General features: G+C 71.9%; 15 protein-coding genes and 3 tRNA genes. 13 read left to right on the plus strand and 5 right to left on the minus strand.

Going from position 1 to position 16624, the window contains the following annotated elements; genetic code table 11:
* Positions 1 to 748 (minus strand): helix-turn-helix domain-containing protein (locus ACFHW1_RS25905; protein ID WP_416616322.1); only part of this gene is annotated, 748 nt, incomplete at its 3' end.
* 566 nt (positions 749 to 1314) lie between these two features.
* Here ACFHW1_RS25905 and ACFHW1_RS25910 point away from each other — a divergent pair.
* Entirely contained in the window at positions 1315 to 1584 is a 270-nt protein-coding gene (locus ACFHW1_RS25910; protein WP_416550800.1) for a hypothetical protein, read from the plus strand.
* A 43-nt stretch (positions 1585 to 1627) separates the two neighbouring features.
* On the opposite strand, the gene ACFHW1_RS25915 is transcribed toward ACFHW1_RS25910, so the two are convergent.
* The 4 genes from ACFHW1_RS25915 to ACFHW1_RS25930 all read right to left on the minus strand — a co-directional run bounded on the left by ACFHW1_RS25915 (position 1628) and on the right by ACFHW1_RS25930 (position 5950).
* Positions 1628 to 2113, minus strand: a complete 486-nt coding sequence (locus tag ACFHW1_RS25915; protein WP_416550799.1) for a family 1 glycosylhydrolase — start codon at positions 2111 to 2113, stop codon at positions 1628 to 1630.
* Positions 2114 to 2207: 94 nt separating this feature from the next.
* The gene (locus ACFHW1_RS25920; RefSeq protein WP_416569203.1) at positions 2208 to 3593 is read right to left on the minus strand and encodes a dihydrolipoyl dehydrogenase family protein; all 1386 of its coding nucleotides are present in this window, start codon (positions 3591 to 3593) and stop codon (positions 2208 to 2210) included.
* A 64-nt stretch (positions 3594 to 3657) separates the two neighbouring features.
* Positions 3658 to 4974 (minus strand): cryptochrome/photolyase family protein, encoded by a 1317-nt coding sequence (locus tag ACFHW1_RS25925; protein WP_416550797.1) that lies wholly within the window; start codon positions 4972 to 4974, stop codon positions 3658 to 3660.
* Between the two features lie 4 nt (positions 4975 to 4978).
* A complete protein-coding gene (locus ACFHW1_RS25930; protein ID WP_416550796.1) occupies positions 4979 to 5950 on the minus strand; it encodes a phytoene/squalene synthase family protein in 972 nt (323 codons plus the stop codon).
* Positions 5951 to 6015: 65 nt separating this feature from the next.
* On the opposite strand from ACFHW1_RS25930, the gene ACFHW1_RS25935 reads away from it, so the two are divergent.
* The 12 genes from ACFHW1_RS25935 (at position 6016) to ACFHW1_RS25990 (ending at position 16611) form a co-directional block, all read left to right on the plus strand.
* Positions 6016 to 7188 carry a polyprenyl synthetase family protein gene (locus tag ACFHW1_RS25935; protein ID WP_416550795.1) on the plus strand — a complete coding sequence of 391 codons (1173 nt, stop codon included), beginning with the start codon at positions 6016 to 6018 and terminating at the stop codon, positions 7186 to 7188.
* A gap of 36 nt (positions 7189 to 7224) precedes the next feature.
* Entirely contained in the window at positions 7225 to 8712 is a 1488-nt protein-coding gene (gene crtI / locus ACFHW1_RS25940; RefSeq protein WP_416550794.1) for a phytoene desaturase family protein, read from the plus strand.
* Positions 8709 to 9335: an isopentenyl-diphosphate Delta-isomerase gene (gene idi, locus ACFHW1_RS25945; RefSeq protein WP_416550793.1), complete on the plus strand. Its 627-nt coding sequence runs from the start codon at positions 8709 to 8711 to the stop codon at positions 9333 to 9335. The genes crtI and idi overlap by 4 nt, the downstream gene beginning before the upstream one ends.
* The gene (locus ACFHW1_RS25950; protein ID WP_416589726.1) at positions 9325 to 10281 is read left to right on the plus strand and encodes a MerR family transcriptional regulator; all 957 of its coding nucleotides are present in this window, start codon (positions 9325 to 9327) and stop codon (positions 10279 to 10281) included. The genes idi and ACFHW1_RS25950 overlap by 11 nt, the downstream gene beginning before the upstream one ends.
* A gap of 133 nt (positions 10282 to 10414) precedes the next feature.
* Positions 10415 to 11317, plus strand: a complete 903-nt coding sequence (locus ACFHW1_RS25955) for a polysaccharide deacetylase family protein (protein ID WP_416616324.1) — start codon at positions 10415 to 10417, stop codon at positions 11315 to 11317.
* Positions 11318 to 11441: 124 nt separating this feature from the next.
* Positions 11442 to 11517: transfer RNA gene (locus ACFHW1_RS25960), tRNA-Glu, on the plus strand.
* A gap of 31 nt (positions 11518 to 11548) precedes the next feature.
* A tRNA-Asp gene (locus ACFHW1_RS25965) sits at positions 11549 to 11622 on the plus strand.
* Between the two features lie 109 nt (positions 11623 to 11731).
* Positions 11732 to 11805 (plus strand) — tRNA-Phe (locus tag ACFHW1_RS25970).
* 137 nt (positions 11806 to 11942) lie between these two features.
* The gene (locus tag ACFHW1_RS25975) at positions 11943 to 12362 is read left to right on the plus strand and encodes a hypothetical protein (protein WP_416550790.1); all 420 of its coding nucleotides are present in this window, start codon (positions 11943 to 11945) and stop codon (positions 12360 to 12362) included.
* 9 nt (positions 12363 to 12371) lie between these two features.
* On the plus strand, positions 12372 to 14015 hold the full coding sequence (locus tag ACFHW1_RS25980) for a cation acetate symporter (protein ID WP_416550789.1): 1644 nt from the start codon (positions 12372 to 12374) through the stop codon (positions 14013 to 14015).
* Positions 14016 to 14116: 101 nt separating this feature from the next.
* Positions 14117 to 14887 carry an ABC transporter ATP-binding protein gene (locus tag ACFHW1_RS25985; protein ID WP_416550788.1) on the plus strand — a complete coding sequence of 257 codons (771 nt, stop codon included), beginning with the start codon at positions 14117 to 14119 and terminating at the stop codon, positions 14885 to 14887.
* Positions 14878 to 16611 (plus strand): ABC transporter permease, encoded by a 1734-nt coding sequence (locus ACFHW1_RS25990; protein ID WP_416550787.1) that lies wholly within the window; start codon positions 14878 to 14880, stop codon positions 16609 to 16611. The genes ACFHW1_RS25985 and ACFHW1_RS25990 overlap by 10 nt, the downstream gene beginning before the upstream one ends.
* The last annotated feature ends 13 nt before the right edge of the window (positions 16612 to 16624 follow it).

Here is a 16624-nt window from a genome sequence, read left to right on the forward strand (position 1 = left end):
CCGCCGACGAACGCCTACGCGAGGTAGTCAACAGGGCCAACGTTGCCTGACGCGGCACTAGTTCCAGTTCGAGTACGTCACCAGCGGTGGTGGCGACGCGTCCTCGCAGCAGATCGTCCAGATAGCCGACCCGCCTCCCGTCGCTCATGGTGGCCAGCGCCAGCGGCCCACCGAGGCCAGCGTGGAGCCCGGCCGACTCGGGGACCGCACGGATCCGGATGTTCGGCCGGTGCCCGAGGTCGACCAGGTGGGCAAGCTGATCCTTCATCACCTCGCGCGGACCGCGACGCAACGCCGTCTCCTCGACCAGGGCCACCAGATCCACCGGGGGATCGCGGTCCAGCACCGCGCGCTGTCGCTCCTGACGGGTCGCGATCACCTCCTCGAACCGGACCCGGTTGGACGGCACGGCAGCGAAGACCTGCCGCATGTACGCCTCGGTCTGCAGCAGCCCAGGGACCAGGGTCGGCTCCCAGGCCCGCAGCAACACCGCGCGTCGCTCGTGATCGACCCAGGAGCGCAGCCACGGCTGGCGGTCCTCTCTGCCCTCCCTCGACAGCTGTTGAAGCTGGTCACCGGAGTTCAGTAACTTGTCGAGGTCCTTCGCGGTGTCCTCCTTCGGCACCAGCCGGCCGGTCTCGAAGCTGGCGATGAGCGACTTCGACACGCCTACCGCTTTGGCCAACTGGGTCTGGTTCATGCGCTGAGACAGCCGGAGCCGTCGAAGCTCTCCAGGTAGTTCAGTCATGTTTATAACCTCCAATAACTCGGGCTCATCTCTATCTCTGCGACTTTCATATTGCCCTATGTTCGGGTGGGAGTCCAGGGTGGATTGCGACGGGAAATTGACTCGATGAGTGAGGGGGCGACGGTGGAGGTGGGGGCGCTCGTCGGGGCGGCGCTGCTCGGCTTCTGTGCCGGGCTGTGGTCGTTCAAAGTGAAGTCCAGATGGTGCCCCAGCTGTGGGCGTGCGACCTGGCCGATGGAGCGCGGTGCCGACGGCGTCCAGCGGCCACGCGGCGATGGAAGGCCCGATGGGTAGCCGGCTGCTGCGGACGCCGGAGCCGAAACCAGGGGACGTGCTGTTGATCGGCCAGGAAGCGAGCATGCAGTTCGCCGGCGACCGGAGAATTCGATTTCGGGTCATCTCGGTGGACCGGAAACCGACCTACGACGGTTGGATCTGGCTCACCGGCTACGTCATAGACGAACGCGGATACGCCGCCGGGCGGCGGGAGATCTTCGTGCAACGCGACGGACTCTACCGACTGGCCAAACGGCAGTCGACGGGACAATTGATCAAGGAGAGAAAAGATGATCACAGAGATGGTACGGGACTGGTGGCTGCGCTGGCTCGACTGGCGTTCCGGCCGGTCCACGGCGTCCAGGCGACTCGAATACCTGCGCCGCGAACGGCACGGACAACACCAACGCGGCCGTACGACGGCCCGGCACCGCCGGCTCGACGGCAACCGGGGACGCCACTGGTCGGCGGAGGCTACCGTCCTGGTCCCGACGCTGCGCCCACTGATGACGTACGGCCAACAACTCGGCTACCGGCTGCCGCCGCACGGCATGACCTGACCGGCGGCGTACCGCCGGATGATGAGTGGAGGGTGCGGGATGATCAGGGCAGGGCGCGGCTGGTTGCGACGGCGGCGTACCGGGCGGTGCTCGGCTTCGGGGTCCGAGCGAACGTCTCCCGGTCGACGGTGTGCAGGCCGAAGTGGAAGCGGTAGCCGGCGGCCCACTCGAGGTTGTCCAGCAGCGTCCAGTGGCAGTAGCCGAGCACCGGTACGCCGTCGTCGATCGCGTCGAGCAGACCGGCCAGCGACGGTTCGATGAAGTCCGCCCGCAGGGCGTCGTCGTCCACACCGACGCCGTGCTCGGTCACGAAGACCGGCACCCCGCTGACCTGGTACGCGTACCGCACCGCGCCGCCGAGTGACGTCGGGTCGATCACCGCGCCAGCTGATGGAGCCCGGCCGGATCGTTCGGCGAGGACCGTCGGCGTGACGTGCTCCAGGAACCAGGTGTCGCTGGTGTTGTCGCCCTCGGTCTGGTGACCGGAGGTGGCGACACCGAATAGGAAGCCGTCCGGGAAGCGTCTCATGGATGGACATTTCCGTGGCCGGCTCAAGATCACATGACGAAAAACTGGGACGCCACCGGCGTGTCGCCCGAATTTTCGTCAAGTGATCATGGAGTCAGGTGAGCTGCTGTACAGCGGACTGGATGGCGCGGTGCACCGTCGGGTACGCGTAGATCATGTGCCGCAGGCTGGTCAACGGCACCTCGCCGTGCACGGCGACGGCGAGTGCGCCGAGCACCTCGCCGCCGGTCGGTCCCGCCGAGGTCGCCCCGACCAGCACGCCCCGACTCGCGTCGGCGACCAGCTTGATGAAACCGTCGTTACCCGGCCCATGGATCCAGCCACGCGACGACTCGGCGACGTCGGTCACCGCCACCGCGACGTTCACGCCCTGCTCGCGGGCCTGGCGCTCGGTCAGGCCCACCGCGCCGATCTCCGGGTCGGTGAAGGTGACCCGGGGGACCGCCCGGTACTCGGCGGCCGGTCCGCCCTGGTCGAGGATGTCGCGCACCGCCACGTCCGCCTGGTACATGGCCAGGTGGGTGAAGGCGCCGTGGCCGGCGACGTCACCGACCGCCCACAGCCCGTCGGCGACCCGCGTCCGCTCGTCGGTGACCCGCATCCGCTCGTCGACCGGCAGGTGCCGGGCCGCCGGGTCCAGTCCGACGGTGTCGAGGCCGAGTCCGCCGAGGTCGCTGCGCCGGCCGGTGGCGACCAGCAGCCGCTGTCCGTTCTCCGGGCCGCCCTGCGACAGGTGCACGGCGAACGTGTCGTCGCGGTGCTCGACCCACTCGGCGCGGCTACCGAGCCGGAGCCGGATCCCGTCGTTACCGAGGGCGCGGGCGGCCAGCGCCGACGACTCCGGCTCCTCCCGGGACAGCAGCCGCTCACTGGGCTCGACGATGGTCACCCGTACGCCGAACCGGGCGAACACCTGGGCCAGCTCCAGCCCGATCGCGCCGCCGCCGAGCACGACCAGCGACTCGGGCAGGTCGGTGACCTCGATCGCTTCCTTGTTGGTCCAGTACGGCGTGCCGGCGAGCCCGTCGATCGGCGGCACCACCGGGACGGTGCCGGTGGCGAGCACCACGCCCCGGCGGGCGGTGAACACCTGCCCGTCGACGTCGACCCGCCCGGGTCCGGTGAGCCGGGCGGTGCCGTGCAGCACCCGTACCCCTTTGCCGGTGAGCCGGTCGACGGCGGCCGTGTCCGACCAGTCGGCGGTGGCCTCGTCGCGGATCCGTCGGGCCACCGGCGTCCAGCCCGGACGGATGTCGGCGGTGCCGGCCAGGCCGTCGATCCGGCGGCCCTCAGCGAGTGCGTTCGCCGCCCGGATCATCATCTTGCTCGGCACGCAGCCCCAGTACGGGCACTCGCCGCCGACCAACCGGCGCTCCACACCGACCACGTCCAGCCCGGCCTGGCTGAGCCGGCCGGCGACCTCCTCACCGGCCACGCCCAACCCGACGACGACGACGTCCACCTGTTGCGGCTCACTCATCCGGCCAGCATGTCACCACCGCCGGCAACCCGCAGACCGGGCGGCCCGCTGACCGGACGCCGACTCAGCGGTCCGACAGTGGCGGCGGGTAGTCCAGGCCGGCGCGGACGGCGAGCGGCAACCGCCACGGCTCATGCACCGCCGCCCCGGCGACACCGGCCAGCTCCGGCACCCACCGCCGGACGTACTCCCCGGCCGGGTCGAAGCGGTGCGCCTGGCGCAGCGGGTTGAAACCCCGGTACGGACGGGTGTCGTTGCCGGTGCCGGCGACCCACTGCCAGTTGCCGGAGTTGTTCGGCAGGTCACCGTCGAGCAACCAGCGATCGAACCAGCCGAGGCCGTCCCGCCAGTCCAGGCCGAGCTCCTTGGTGAGGTACCCGGCGGTGATCAGCCGGGCGCGGTTGTGCATCCAGCCTTGCGCCTGCAGTTGCCGCATGCCGGCGTCGACGATCGGCACCCCGGTGCGGCCGGTCTGCCAGGCGTCGAGGGCGTCGGCGTCGTAGCGCCACTGCTCGGCGGCCCCGCGCCGGTACGCGGTGGTCGCCAGGTCGGGGAAGGCGTTCGCAACCTGGTAGTGGAAGTCCCGCCAGCACAGTTGCCGGACGAACGGACCGGCGCCGTCCCCGGCGGCGGTGGCGACCTCCAGCGGCGACAGACAGCCGAACCGCAGGTAGGGGCTGAGCCGCGAGGTGGCGTCGCCAGCCAGGTCATCGTGGCTGTCGCCGTACCGATCGAGGCGGCTGCTGCCGTACCGGTCGAGGTCACCCAGCCAGTCGTGCAGCCGGCGCCGCCCGGCGGTCTCGCCCCCGGCGGCGGCCTGCGGCGACTCACCGTCCGGCAGGGCCGGCAGCCGTCCGACGGCGGGACCGCCGGGCAGCCGGATCCGCGCCGGATCGGCGCTTTCGGCACGCCAGTCGGCGCCGGCCCAGGCCCGGAAGTACGGCGTGAAGACCTTGTAGTGGTCGCCGTTGGTCGGGGTCAGCGCGCCCGGGTGGACGACGGTCAGCCCGGGAAAGGCGCGGTACGCGATCCGGTGCCGCTCGCATTCGTCGGACAGCCGCCGCTGCCGGTGCCGGGCGTAGTGGCTGACGTCGGCGGAGATGGCGACGCCGTCGGCGTCGACCTCGCGGGCCAGCCGGATCGTCTCGGCCACCGGGTCGCCGCGGCGGATCAGCAGGTCGCCGCCGAGCCCGCGCAGAGTCGCCCGCAGGTCGGCGAGGCTCTGGTGCAGGAACCGGTCGCGGTTGGCCGACCGGCCGGCCAACCGTGGGTCGAGGACAAACAGCGGCACCACCTGTTCGGCGGTGGCGCAGGCGGTAGCCAGCGCCGGCTGGTCGTGCACCCGCAGGTCGCGGGTGAACAGCACGACAGCGGTACGCACGGCGCTACGGTGCGGTCGGCGTGGCGGCGGTCGGCCTTGGGGCTGGCGCCGGCGTCGGCGGTGCGGGGACGTCGACCGGGCCGGGCAGGGTGACCGGGGTGCCGGCCGGGGTGAGCAGGGACCGTAACGCAACAGCGGCCCGGCGACGGTTGGGAACGGTGGCCCGGCGACGGAACACGTCGTAGCCCTGCGCGGCGATTTCGTCGAGGATGCCGCCGTACAGCGCGTACGCGGTGCGGATGCAGGCCTGCGACGCGGGTTCGAGCAGGATGACGCCGGGGGCGGCCGCCGCGTAGTGGCCCCTGGCCCGGCCGACCTCGTAGCGGATCATCTCGATGATCGGCGGAGTCGCCCGGCGCTGTCGGGCGGCGTCGACCAGGTCGGCCCGGGTGATCCCGAACCGCGCCAGGTCCTCGTCCGGCAGGTAGGTACGGCCACGGTCCAGGTCCTCGGCGACGTCCCGGATGAAGTTGGTGAGCTGGAAGGCGAAGCCGAGCTGCCGGGCCGGCTCCCGGGCGGCGGCCCGGTCGGTGCTGCCCAGGATCGGCAGCATCATGGTGCCGATCACCGCCGCCGAGCCCTCCATGTAGTCGAGCAGGTCGGTGTAACGCGGGTACGAGGTGACCGTCAGGTCCATCGTCATGCTGCGCAGGAACGCGGTGAAGTCCGCCTTGTCCAGGTCGAACACCGCGATGGTGTGCAGCACGGCGGGCAGCAGCGGATCGTCGACCGGGGCACCGTGCAGGCCGGCGAGGAACCGCTGCCCCCACTGGTCGAGTGCGGCTGCCCGGCCGGCGGGTGGCAGTTGGTCGGTGCGGTCGACGATCTCATCCGCGTACCGGGTAAATCCGTATAAAGCATGAACATGCCGGCGTTTCCACTGCGGGAGCAGCCGGGTCGCGAGATAGTAGGTGCGCCCGTGTCGTCGGTGCAGGTCACGGCAGCTCTCGTAGGCAGCGGACAGATCGACGTTCATCGGGCCTCCTCGGCTATCGACGCAAGAATCGACGCAACTTCTGGCCCTAGGGTACGCTCGATCGCGTGGCCAATCACACAGTTGCCGACACCGACCGAAGCGCGTCGGTCGACGAGCCGGCCGGGTCGGCCACCCCCGGCTCGCCCCCGGCCCGCCGCCGTGACCTGCTGACCGCAGCCGTCGACGACACGTTGATCGATTTCCTCTCCGCCGAGATCGACGCGCTCGACCGCATCGATCCGGCGCTGCGCCCGTTCGCCCAGATCGCCCGGGACACCGTGCTCGCCGGCGGCAAACGGCTGCGGCCGGTCTTCGCCCACTGGGGCTGGCGCGGGGTGGCCGGCCCGGACGCGCCGCTGGCTCCGGTGCTGCCGGCGCTGGCCGCGCTGGAGCTGCTGCACGCGTTCGCGCTGGTGCACGACGACGTGATGGACGGCTCCGCGACCCGTCGCGGCCGCCCCACCGCCCACCGTCGGTTGGCCGGGCAGCACCGGGCGGCCGGCCGCGACGGCGACCCCGACCGGTTCGGCGACGGTGCCGCCGTGCTGGTCGGTGACCTCTGTCTGGTCTGGGCCGACCGGCTGCTCGGCCAGGCCGGCGTGCCACCCCGGACCCTGCTGGACGTGCGGCGCCGCTACGACCAGATGCGGGTCGAGACGATCGCCGGGCAGTACCTGGACGTCCTCGGCGAGACCGAGGCCGACACCTGGTCGGTCGACCGGGCGCTGCGGGTGGCCCGGCACAAGACCGCCAGCTACACCGTGCTGCGGCCGCTGCACCTCGGTGCGGCCCTCGCCGGACCCGGCGCCGACCCGGCGATCCACGAGGCATACCGGCGCTACGGCATGAACGTCGGCGAGGCGTTCCAACTGCGCGACGACCTGCTCGGCGTCTTCGGTGACCCGGCCACCACCGGCAAACCCGCCGGCGACGACCTGCGGACCGGCAAGCCGACGGTGCTGCTGCTGATCGCCCGCGAGCTGGCCACCGAGGCCCAACGCGCCGAACTCACCCGGCCGCCGTCCGGCGCCGGACGGGAGTCCGGCCGGGAGATCGATCGACGGGTAGGCCGGCTGGCCGAGATCGTCGTCGAGACCGGCGCCGCCGACCAGGTGGAACAGCTGATCGAGCAACGGGTACGGGACGCGGTCGACGCACTGGGCGACGCCCCGATCGACGCGGCCGCCCGTCGTGTGCTCACCGGCCTGGCGGTGACCGCCACCACTCGGCAGGCATGATGTGAGCGGCGTTCAGAAGAAGGAGGTGGTCGCGGCATGCGTACCGTGACCGGGGCGACCGAACGCGTCGTCGTGGTCGGTGCCGGGCTCGGCGGGCTCGCCTGTGCCCTGCACCTGGCCGGTGCCGGACGGCAGGTCACCCTGCTGGAACGCGAGTCGGTGCCGGGCGGGCGGGCCGGTCGGCTGGCGCTCGACGGCTACGAGTTCGACACCGGGCCGACCGTGCTGACCATGCCCGAACTGATCGCCGAGGCGCTCGGCGCGGTCGGCGAGGAGCTCTCCGACTGGTTGGAGCTGATCCCGCTCGACCCGGCCTACCGGGCGTACTATCCGGACGGATCCACCCTGGACGTCGTTACCGACACCGCCCGGATGGCGGCCGAGGTGGCCCGGGTCTGCGGCCCCCGGGAAGCCGACGGCTACCTGCGCTTCGTCGACTACGCGCGGCGGCTGTGGCAGCTGGAGCGGGCCGACTTCATCGACCGCAACCTCGACAGCCCGCCGGACCTGCTCACCGGCAACCTGCTGCGGCTGCTGGCAGCCGGAGCGTTCCGGCGGATGCAGACCAAGATCGGGCAGTTCTTCACCGACCCCCGTACCCAGCGGATCTTCTCGTTCCAGGCGATGTACGCCGGGCTGGCGCCACACGACGCGCTGGCCATCTACACCGTCATCGCCTACCTGGACTCGGTGGCCGGGGTGTCGTTCCCCCGGGGCGGCATGCACGCGGTGCCCCGGGCGCTGGCCGGCGCCGCCGAGAAACACGGCGTACGGATCCGCTACGACACCACGGTGACCCGGGTGGAGACCGCCGGTGGTCGGGCGCGCGCGGTGCTCACCGCGGACGGTGACCGGATTCCCGCCGACGTCGTGGTGCTCAACCCCGACCTGCCGGTCGCCTACGCCGAGCTGCTGCCGCCGGCCCGCCGCCGGCGGCTGCGCTACTCGCCGTCCTGCGTGGTGCTGCACCTCGGCGCCCGGCAGGGCTACCAGCAGATCGCCCACCACAACATCCACTTCGGCCGGCTGTGGAAGGGCACCTTCGACGAAGTCATCCGCCGGGGCGAGCTGATGAGCGACCCCTCGCTGCTGGTCACCAACCCGAGCCGGACCGACCCGTCGGTGGCCCCGCCCGGCGGGCACACCTACTACGTCCTCGCTCCGGTGCCCAACCTGGACAGCGGCCGGCTGGACTGGCGCGGTGACCTGCCACAGCGGTACGCCGACCAGCTGATCGCCACCCTGGCCGAGCGCGGCTACCGGGGCCTGGCTGACGGGATCGAGGTCCGCGAAGTGCTCACCCCGGCCGACTGGGCCGACGCCGGAATGGCCGCCGGGACACCGTTCGCCGCCGCGCACACCCTGTTCCAGACCGGCCCGTTCCGGCCCGGGAACCTGCACACCACCCTGGAGAACGTGGTCTTCGTCGGCTCCGGCACCCAACCGGGGGTCGGCGTGCCGATGGTGCTGATCTCCGGCAAACTGGCCGCCGGTCGGATCACCGGTGCGGGGGGTGCCCGATGACCGGGACGTCGCGGGAAAGCCATCTGGTCGAGTTGGTCGACCGGGCCGGGCGACCGGTCGGATCGGCCACCGTCGCCGCTGCCCACCAGCCGCCGGGCCAACTGCACCGGGCCTTCTCGGTGATCCTGGTCGACCCGGCCGGCCAACTGCTGCTGCAACAGCGGGCTGCGGTGAAGACCCGGTTCCCGCTGCGCTGGGCGAACACCTGCTGCGGCCATCCGCTGCCCGGCCAATCGGTGACCGAGGCGGCCAACCGCCGGCTCGGCGAGGAGGTGGGCGTCGCGCCGGTGCCGTTGACCGAGCTCGGCGTGCACACCTACCAGGCCACCGACCCGGTCACCGGCCGGACCGAGTACGAGTACGACCATGTACTGCTGGGGGAGCTCGATCCGGCCTCCCCGCTGCGGCCGGATCCGGCGGAGATCGCGCAGCTGCGCTGGATGCCGCCGGATGAGCTGCGGGTCGGCCTGACTGACGACCCGCACGCCTACGCCCCGTGGCTGGCCGGCGTGGTCGACCAGTTGTTCGCGCCGGGCCGGCGGGACCACGACGCGGCTGCGGAGCGGAACGGCGCGAACGCGGAGCGGCACGGCGGGGCTGCGGAGCGGCCAGGTGAGCGATGACGCGCTGAGCGCGGGCAGCGTGGCACGCCGGCTCGGCGTGGCGGTGACCACGCTGCGCACCTGGCACCAGCGGTACGGGCTCGGCCCGACCCGGCACGTCAAGGGGCATCATCGCCGGTACAGCCGGGAGGATCTGGCCCGGCTGGAGGTGATGCGCCGGCTCACCGCCGAAGGCGTGTCCCCGGCCGAGGCGGCGCAGTGGGCACGCGGCAACGCGGCGTCACCCACCGCTGAGCCTGGTCGGGCCGGCGGCGGGCACACCATCGCGGTCGGCACCGCCGGCCCGGCCGCCCGTGGCCTGGCCCGGGCCGCCGTACGCCTGGACGACCTGGCCATGCGGGAGATCATCGAGCGTGGGCTGCGTACCGACGGGGTGATCTCCACCTGGGACCGGGTGGTTCGCCCGGTGCTGGCCGGCGTCGGTGACCGGTACGCGGCCACTGCCGGCTTCGTCGAGGTGGAGCATCTGCTGTCCCGGTGCGTCTCCGCCGCGTTCGCGTCGGTGACCGGGCCGGCCCTGCCGGCCGCGGCGGGTCATTCTGCGGACGGCCCGCATGACGGCGGCGGCCCCGGAGCGCTCCTGGCCTGCACCGACGAGGAGCAGCACTCCCTGCCGCTGGAGGCGCTGGCCGCCGCACTCGTCGAGGTCGGCGTGGTCGCCCGGTTGCTCGGTGCCCGGGTACCGGCGACCGCGCTGGCCGCCGCGGTCGACCGGACGGGGCCGGCCGCCGTCGTGCTCTGGTCGCACACCCCGGCGACCGCAGATCTCGGGCAGCTGCGCGTGGCCCGATCCGGACGGCACCGTCCGGTGCTGGTTCTCGCGGTCGGGCCGGGCTGGCCGGTCACCGAGCTGCCGGACGGGGTCCGGCATTGCGCCGACCTGACCGACGCGGTGACGCTCTGCCGGTCCGCCGACCGAGTCGTCGCCCAGCAGCACGGCCCGTAGCTTTCTGTGGTACTGCCCGTCACAGCCGGCGGTCGGCGGCGCTCAGATCCGATGTGCGGGTTCGAGTTGAGCGGATTGATCGACTAACGTGTGCTTCGCTCGATCTCCGTCCACCCCCTCGCCCGGAGTCGACATGTCGAAACGCACCGTGTCGAAACGTGCCATGGTCGCGGCAGGCTTGGCGGTGTTCGCGCTGCTGGTCGGCAGCGAAAGCATCGCCGCGCTGCGTGGTGCCCGGCAGGCGCCGACTCAGGTGCCGGCCACCGCCGCACTCGGTGTCGCGCCGGACCGCGCTGCTCCCACCCCTGAGCCGGTGCCCTCACCCGGCCCCCGCGACCCGGTGCCGGCACCGACCGCTGAGCCCGCCGACCAGCGATCCTCGGCCACCGAGACCGGCGGCTCACCCGGGGCGTCCGCCCGGCCCGCCGTCGACGAGAGCCTGCTGCAGCGGCGTACCGGTGGCCGGCAGGTGGCGTTGACCTTTGACGACGGCCCGCACCCGAAGTGGACACCGCTGATCCTCGACGAGCTGCGGGCGGCCGGGGCGCGGGCCACCTTCTGCGTCGTCGGTGCCCAGGTACGGCGGTACCCGGCCCTGATCGCCAGGATGGTTCGGGAGGGGCACGCCCTGTGCAACCACACCTGGAGCCACGAGCTCGATCTCGGGTTGCAGCCGCCCGACGAGATCCGGGCCAACCTGCTGCGGACCATCAAGGAGATCCACAAGGTGGTACCCGGCGTGCCGATCGAGCACTTCCGGCACCCCGGCGGCCTGTGGACGCCAAAGGTGGTCACCGTGGTCGAGGAGCTGGGGATGGTCCCGCTGGACTGGGACGTCGACCCGCAGGACTGGCGTAAGCCCACCAAGGAGGAGCTGGTGTCGCAGGTCACCGACGGGGTCCGGCTCGGGTCGATCATCCTGCTGCACGACGGTGGCGGTGACCGGTCGGCCACCGTCGCCGCGCTGCCGGTCGTGGTTAAGGAGCTGAGGCAGCGGTACGGCATCACCCTGCTCGGTGCTAGCCTTTCCCCCTGATCCGTCCGGTTCGCCGATCTGGTTTGGTCCGGGGCATACTCGTCACGTATGCTTTCGCAAGCTTCCGGCGGGGCCGGATGGGAGCACTACCGTCGGAGTCGCGATGTGCGATGATGACGGGGCCGCCCTCATCGTCTAGCGGCCCAGGACGCCGCCCTTTCAAGGCGGTAGCACGGGTTCGAATCCCGTTGGGGGCACCACCGGCCGACCGACCGGCCGGAGCAAGACCGAGGTCCTGTGGAGCAGTCGGAGTGCTCGCCGCCCTGTCAAGGCGGAGGTCGCGGGTTCAAGTCCCGTCAGGACCGCGCAACGCCGATCGCCGTGCGTTTCCCACGCGCGGCGTTTCGTTTTCGGGGCCGACCCGACCGGTCCGGGTGTTCTCACCGGCAGGCGGGTATGATGTCCCGGACACCCGGCCAGGTAGCTCAGTTGGTACGAGCGTCCGACTGAAAATCGGAAGGTCGGCGGTTCGACCCCGCCCCTGGCCACAAAGCCTCTCGCCGGGCTTCAGCAGCGCCCAATCGCCTCCTGCGGTTGGGCGCTTCGCTGTCGGACGACGCGTCGTGGCTCCGTCTGCGCCGGGGACTGCCCTTGACATTCCGCGACGGGCCGTGAGACTGCCGGCATGGCCGAACACGACGGCACCGGCCCCGCCGCGGCGCCCCCGCCCGCCAATTCGCCACCCCGGCGGGTGCGGGTCGTGCTGGGCGAGGTCGGCCGGCGCGGGGACGCCGACCGGCTGCGTACCGACCTGGCTGAGCAGACGCAGATCGGCGAGGCACTGGTGCGCGGCCTGGTCCGGGCACAGTTGGCGTTGGCGATGCGGCTGGCGGTGGTGGTCATGGTCGGCCTCGGGTCGCTGCCGATGCTGTTCGCGATCGCCCCCGGCGTCGCCGAGATCAAGATCGTCGGCGTCAACCTGCCGTGGCTGCTGCTCGGGGTGGCCGCGTTCCCGTTCCTGGTGGCCGTCGGCCTGACCTACGTTCACCTCGCCGAACGCAACGAACAGGACTTCGTCGCGCTGGTCCGCCGGCCGGAACGCTGAGCGGCGCCGATGACCAACCCGTACGTGATCCCGGCGCTGGTCGTGGTCACTCTGGTAACCGTCGCGATTGGCTTCTACGGGCTGAAGCTGGCCCGGACCACGTCCGACTTCCTGGTCGCCTCGCGTACCGTCAGCCCGTCCTGGAACGCGGCGGCGATCAGCGGCGAGTACCTTTCGGCCGCGTCGTTCCTCGGTATCGCCGGCCTGATCCTCAAGTACGGCGTCGACGTGCTCTGGTATCCGGTCGGCTTCGCCGCCGGCTACCTGGCCCTGCTGCTGTTCGTCGCGGCCCCGCTGCGCCGGTCCGGGGCGTTCACCCTGCCGGACTTCTGCGAGATCCGGCTCAGCTCCCGGCGGCTGCGCCGGCTGGCCACCGTCTTCGTGATCTTCATCGGCTGGTTCTACCTGCTGCCCCAGCTGCAGGGCGCCGGGCTGACCCTGGCCACGGTCACCGGCGCGCCCTACCCGCTGGGAGCGTTGCTGGTCGGCGGGGTGGTGACCGCCAACGTGGCGCTCGGCGGCATGCGGGCGGTCACCTTCGTGCAGGCGTTCCAGTACTGGCTCAAGTTGACCGCGCTCGCCGTACCGGCGGTCTTCCTGGCCATGCAGTGGCAGTCCGACGGACGGCCGCCGGTCAGCCCACCGGACGGGTTGACCTTCACTCAGGCGACCACCGTGGTGGTCGAGCGGTCCGCGACGCTCAACTACGCCGACGGGCGGACCGAGCAGGTGACCCCGGGCACCGAGCTGACCTTCGCCGCCGGGGACCGGGTCCCCGAGGTGTCCGGGGCCGAAGCCTATTGGGGCGCCGCCTGGCTGCTGCCCGGTGACCCGGACCGAGGTGACCAGGGGCTGTTCGCCACCTATTCGCTGATCCTGGCCACCTTCCTCGGCACGATGGGGCTTCCGCACGTACTCGTGCGGTTCTACACCAACCCCGATGGTGCCGCCGCCCGCCGGACCACCCTGGTGGTGCTGGCCCTGGTCGGCCTGTTCTACCTCTTCCCCACCCTGTACGGGGTACTCGGTCGGGTTTACACGCCGCAACTGCTGATGACCGGACGCTCGGACGCGGTCGTGGTGCTGCTGCCGGAGGCGGCGCTCGGCGGCGGACTGCTCGGTCAGCTGCTCGCCGCGCTGGTCGCCGCCGGGGCGTTCGCCGCCTTCCTGTCCACCTCGTCCGGGTTGCTGACCAGCGTCGCCGGGGCCGTCTCGACCGACGTGCTGCGGCGCAACTCGGTACGCGGGTTCCGGCTGGCGGCCCTGGTCGCCGGCGCGGTACCGATGGTCCTCGCGCTGAACGTCTCCGGCCTGGACGTATCGCAGGTCGTCGGGCTGGCCTTCGCGGTGGCCGCGTCGAGCTTCTGCCCGCTGCTCGTGCTCGGCATCTGGTGGCGTGGCCTGACCGACGCCGGTGCCGCCGCCGGCATCGTCGCCGGTGGTGGCGCCGCCGTCGGCGCGGTGCTGTGGACCGTGCTGGGTCCGCCACTGACCGGCTGGCCGGCGGTCCTGGTCGCCCAGCCGGCGGCCTGGACGGTGCCGTTGGCGTTCGCGGTGATGATGCTGGTGTCGGTGGTCACCCGGCGGCGGTTGCCGGGTCAGGTGAACGCCCTCATGCTGCGACTGCACGCGCCGGAGAGCCTGCGCCCGTGACATCCTGCGTCGGTGTCGCCGTCGCCGTCGTACCCGGGTAGGAGAGCCGGATCCTCCCTCAGCGGGAGCGTATCCGGGATGCCGGTAGTTACCGTCGGACCATGACAGATGCTGCCCAGCCCGGCGGGCCGGCGCTCGTCCTGCGCGGCCTGGCCAAACGGTTCGACGACAAGGTCGCGGTCGCCGGGGTCGAGCTGGACGTCCCGGTCGGCTCCTTCTACGGCCTGCTCGGCCCGAACGGTGCCGGCAAGACCACCACGTTGTCGATGGCGGTCGGGCTGCTACGGCCGGACGCCGGCCACGCCCACGTCCTCGGCCACGACGTCTGGGCCGACCCGGTGCGGGCGAAGCAACTGCTCGGCGTACTGCCGGACGGGGTGCGGCTGTTCGACCGGCTCACCGGTGCCGAGCTGCTCGCGTACCACGGTCTGCTGCGCGGCATGGACCCGGCGGTGGTCGACCAGCGGGCCGGCGAACTGCTCGACGTGCTGGCGCTCGACGACGCCGGACGCACCCTGGTGGTCGACTATTCGGCGGGCATGAAAAAGAAGATCGGGCTGGCCTGTGCGCTGCTGCACGGACCCCGGCTGCTGGTGCTCGACGAGCCGTTCGAGGCGGTCGACCCGGTCTCCGCCGCGCTGATCCGCGACATCCTGCAGCGGTACGTCGGCGGCGGCGGCACGGTGATCTTCTCCAGCCATGTGATGGCCGTGGTCGAGCGGCTCTGCAGCCACGTGGCGATCCTCGCCGACGGAGTCATCAAGAAGGTCGGCACGTTGGACGAGGTACGGGCCGGGCGGTCGCTGGAAGAGGTCTTCGTCGACGTCGTCGGTGGTCGTACGGCCACCGGGGAGGAACTGGCATGGCTGTGACCGGGCCGGGAACCGGCGGTGCGGTCACCGGGTCGACCGCCGACGCGCCCGCCGTCGCCGGCCGGCGCCCGGTACGGGCCCGGCACTTCGTCCGCCTCAAGCTGCGGGTGATGGGCAACAACCTACGTGGCCAGGGCTGGCGGATCGCGTTGTTCATCGGCGGGATCATCGCCGGGCTGTGGTTCGCCGGCAACGGTTTCCTGATCCTCGCCGCGCCGGGGTTCGTCGACAGCGAACAGGGCATGCTGCTGGCCGCCGGGTTCGGCGGCTCCCTGCTGGTGCTCGGCTGGCTGCTGTTGCCACTGGCCTTCTTCGGCGTGGACGAGACGCTCGACCCGGCCCGGTTCGCGCTGCTGCCGCTGCCCCGGCGGACCATGGTCACCGGGCTGCTGGTCACCGGACTGATCGGCGTACCGTCGATCGCCACCGGTCTGGCCACCCTGGGGCTGGTGCTCAGCGCGGCGCTGCTCGGCGGCCCGCTGGCCGGCACGGTCCAACTGGTCGGGGTCGCCGCAGGTCTGCTGCTCTGCGTCCTGGGTAGCCGGGCGATCACCAGCGCGTTCGCCGGCATGCTGCGGTCGCGCCGGGTGCGTGACCTGGCCGCGGTGCTGCTCGCCGTGCTGGCCGCCCTGCTCGGTCCGCTGCAACTGCTGGTCATCGGCGGGCTCGGCAACGCCGACTGGGACCGGCTGGCTGAGGTGGCGGGAATCCTCGGTTGGACTCCACTGGCCGCCCCGTACACGATGGGTTTCGACGTGGTCGCCGGGCGGCTCTGGGCGGTACCGGTGAAGCTGGCGGTCACCGCCGTCGCGTTGGCCGGCCTGTACCGGTGGTGGTCGAGGTCGCTGGAGTCGGCGATGGTCGGCACCGCGAGCGGCGGCCCGGCCAGGTCGGTGGCCGCTGCGTCCGGAACCCCGGTGAGCCAGTTGTTCCCGCGGCTGCTTGCCCGGACCCCCCGCGACCGGTACGGCGCACTGGTCGCCCGGGAGGTGCGCTACTGGTGGCGGGACATGCGGCGGCGGGCAAACCTGATCACCGTCGCCGTGGTCGGGGTGTTCATCCCGGCGCTGATCAACGCCGGCGGTTTCAGCGCCTTCACCTACGATCCGGACGGTTCGGTGGGCACCGGACCGTCCGCGTCGGCGACCAGCGTCAGCATCTCGATGCTCTTCGTCGGCGCGCTCGCCGCCGTGACCCTGGCCAACCAGTTCGGATTCGACGGCAGCGCGTACGCGGCGAACGTGATCGCCGGGGTGCCGGGTCGGCTGGAGCTGCGTGCCCGGGTGGTCGGGTTCTCGGTCTACATCGGGCCGCTGCTGGTGGCGATCTCGGCCGGCTTCGGGTTGTTCCTGCGCGAACCGGGCTGGATCCCGGTCGCCGCCGGGACGCTGTTCGCCGCGTACGGTGCCGGGCTGGCGGTCAACCTGATCGTCTCGGTGGTCGGTGCCTACTCGCTGCCGGAGACGTCGAATCCGTTCGCGCTGAACAGCGGTGCCGGCGTGGCGAAGAGCATGCTGGCGCTGGTGGCGATGGTCGCGTCGGCGGCGGCCGCGGTGCCGATCGTGCTGGCCACCGCGCTGCTCGGCGAGGTCTGGTACTGGTTCGCCCTGCCGGTCGGCGTCGGATACGGCCTGGGTGCGGTGGCCCTGGGCCTGTACATCACCGGTGACCTGCTGGACCGACGGATGCCGGAGCTGGTCGCCACGGTGACGCCGCGCCGGTGACTCCCGACTGGGT

This window comes from Micromonospora sp. LOL_014, from assembly GCF_048060245.1.
Taxonomy (GTDB): Bacteria; Actinomycetota; Actinomycetes; order Mycobacteriales; family Micromonosporaceae; genus Micromonospora_E.

Coding starts and splice junctions, on each gene's coding strand:
- ACFHW1_RS25910 (WP_416550800.1), top strand. CDS start 1,315: ATGATCACAGAGATGGTACGGGACTGGTGGCTGCGCTGGCTCGACTGG.
- ACFHW1_RS25990 (WP_416550787.1), top strand. CDS start 14,878: ATGGCTGTGACCGGGCCGGGAACCGGCGGTGCGGTCACCGGGTCGACC.
- ACFHW1_RS25985 (WP_416550788.1), top strand. CDS start 14,117: ATGACAGATGCTGCCCAGCCCGGCGGGCCGGCGCTCGTCCTGCGCGGC.
- ACFHW1_RS25975 (WP_416550790.1), top strand. CDS start 11,943: ATGGCCGAACACGACGGCACCGGCCCCGCCGCGGCGCCCCCGCCCGCC.
- ACFHW1_RS25915 (WP_416550799.1), bottom strand. CDS start 2,113: ATGAGACGCTTCCCGGACGGCTTCCTATTCGGTGTCGCCACCTCCGGT.
- ACFHW1_RS25930 (WP_416550796.1), bottom strand. CDS start 5,950: ATGAACGTCGATCTGTCCGCTGCCTACGAGAGCTGCCGTGACCTGCAC.
- ACFHW1_RS25955 (WP_416616324.1), top strand. CDS start 10,415: ATGTCGAAACGCACCGTGTCGAAACGTGCCATGGTCGCGGCAGGCTTG.
- crtI (WP_416550794.1), top strand. CDS start 7,225: ATGCGTACCGTGACCGGGGCGACCGAACGCGTCGTCGTGGTCGGTGCC.
- ACFHW1_RS25920 (WP_416569203.1), bottom strand. CDS start 3,593: ATGAGTGAGCCGCAACAGGTGGACGTCGTCGTCGTCGGGTTGGGCGTG.
- idi (WP_416550793.1), top strand. CDS start 8,709: ATGACCGGGACGTCGCGGGAAAGCCATCTGGTCGAGTTGGTCGACCGG.
- ACFHW1_RS25980 (WP_416550789.1), top strand. CDS start 12,372: ATGACCAACCCGTACGTGATCCCGGCGCTGGTCGTGGTCACTCTGGTA.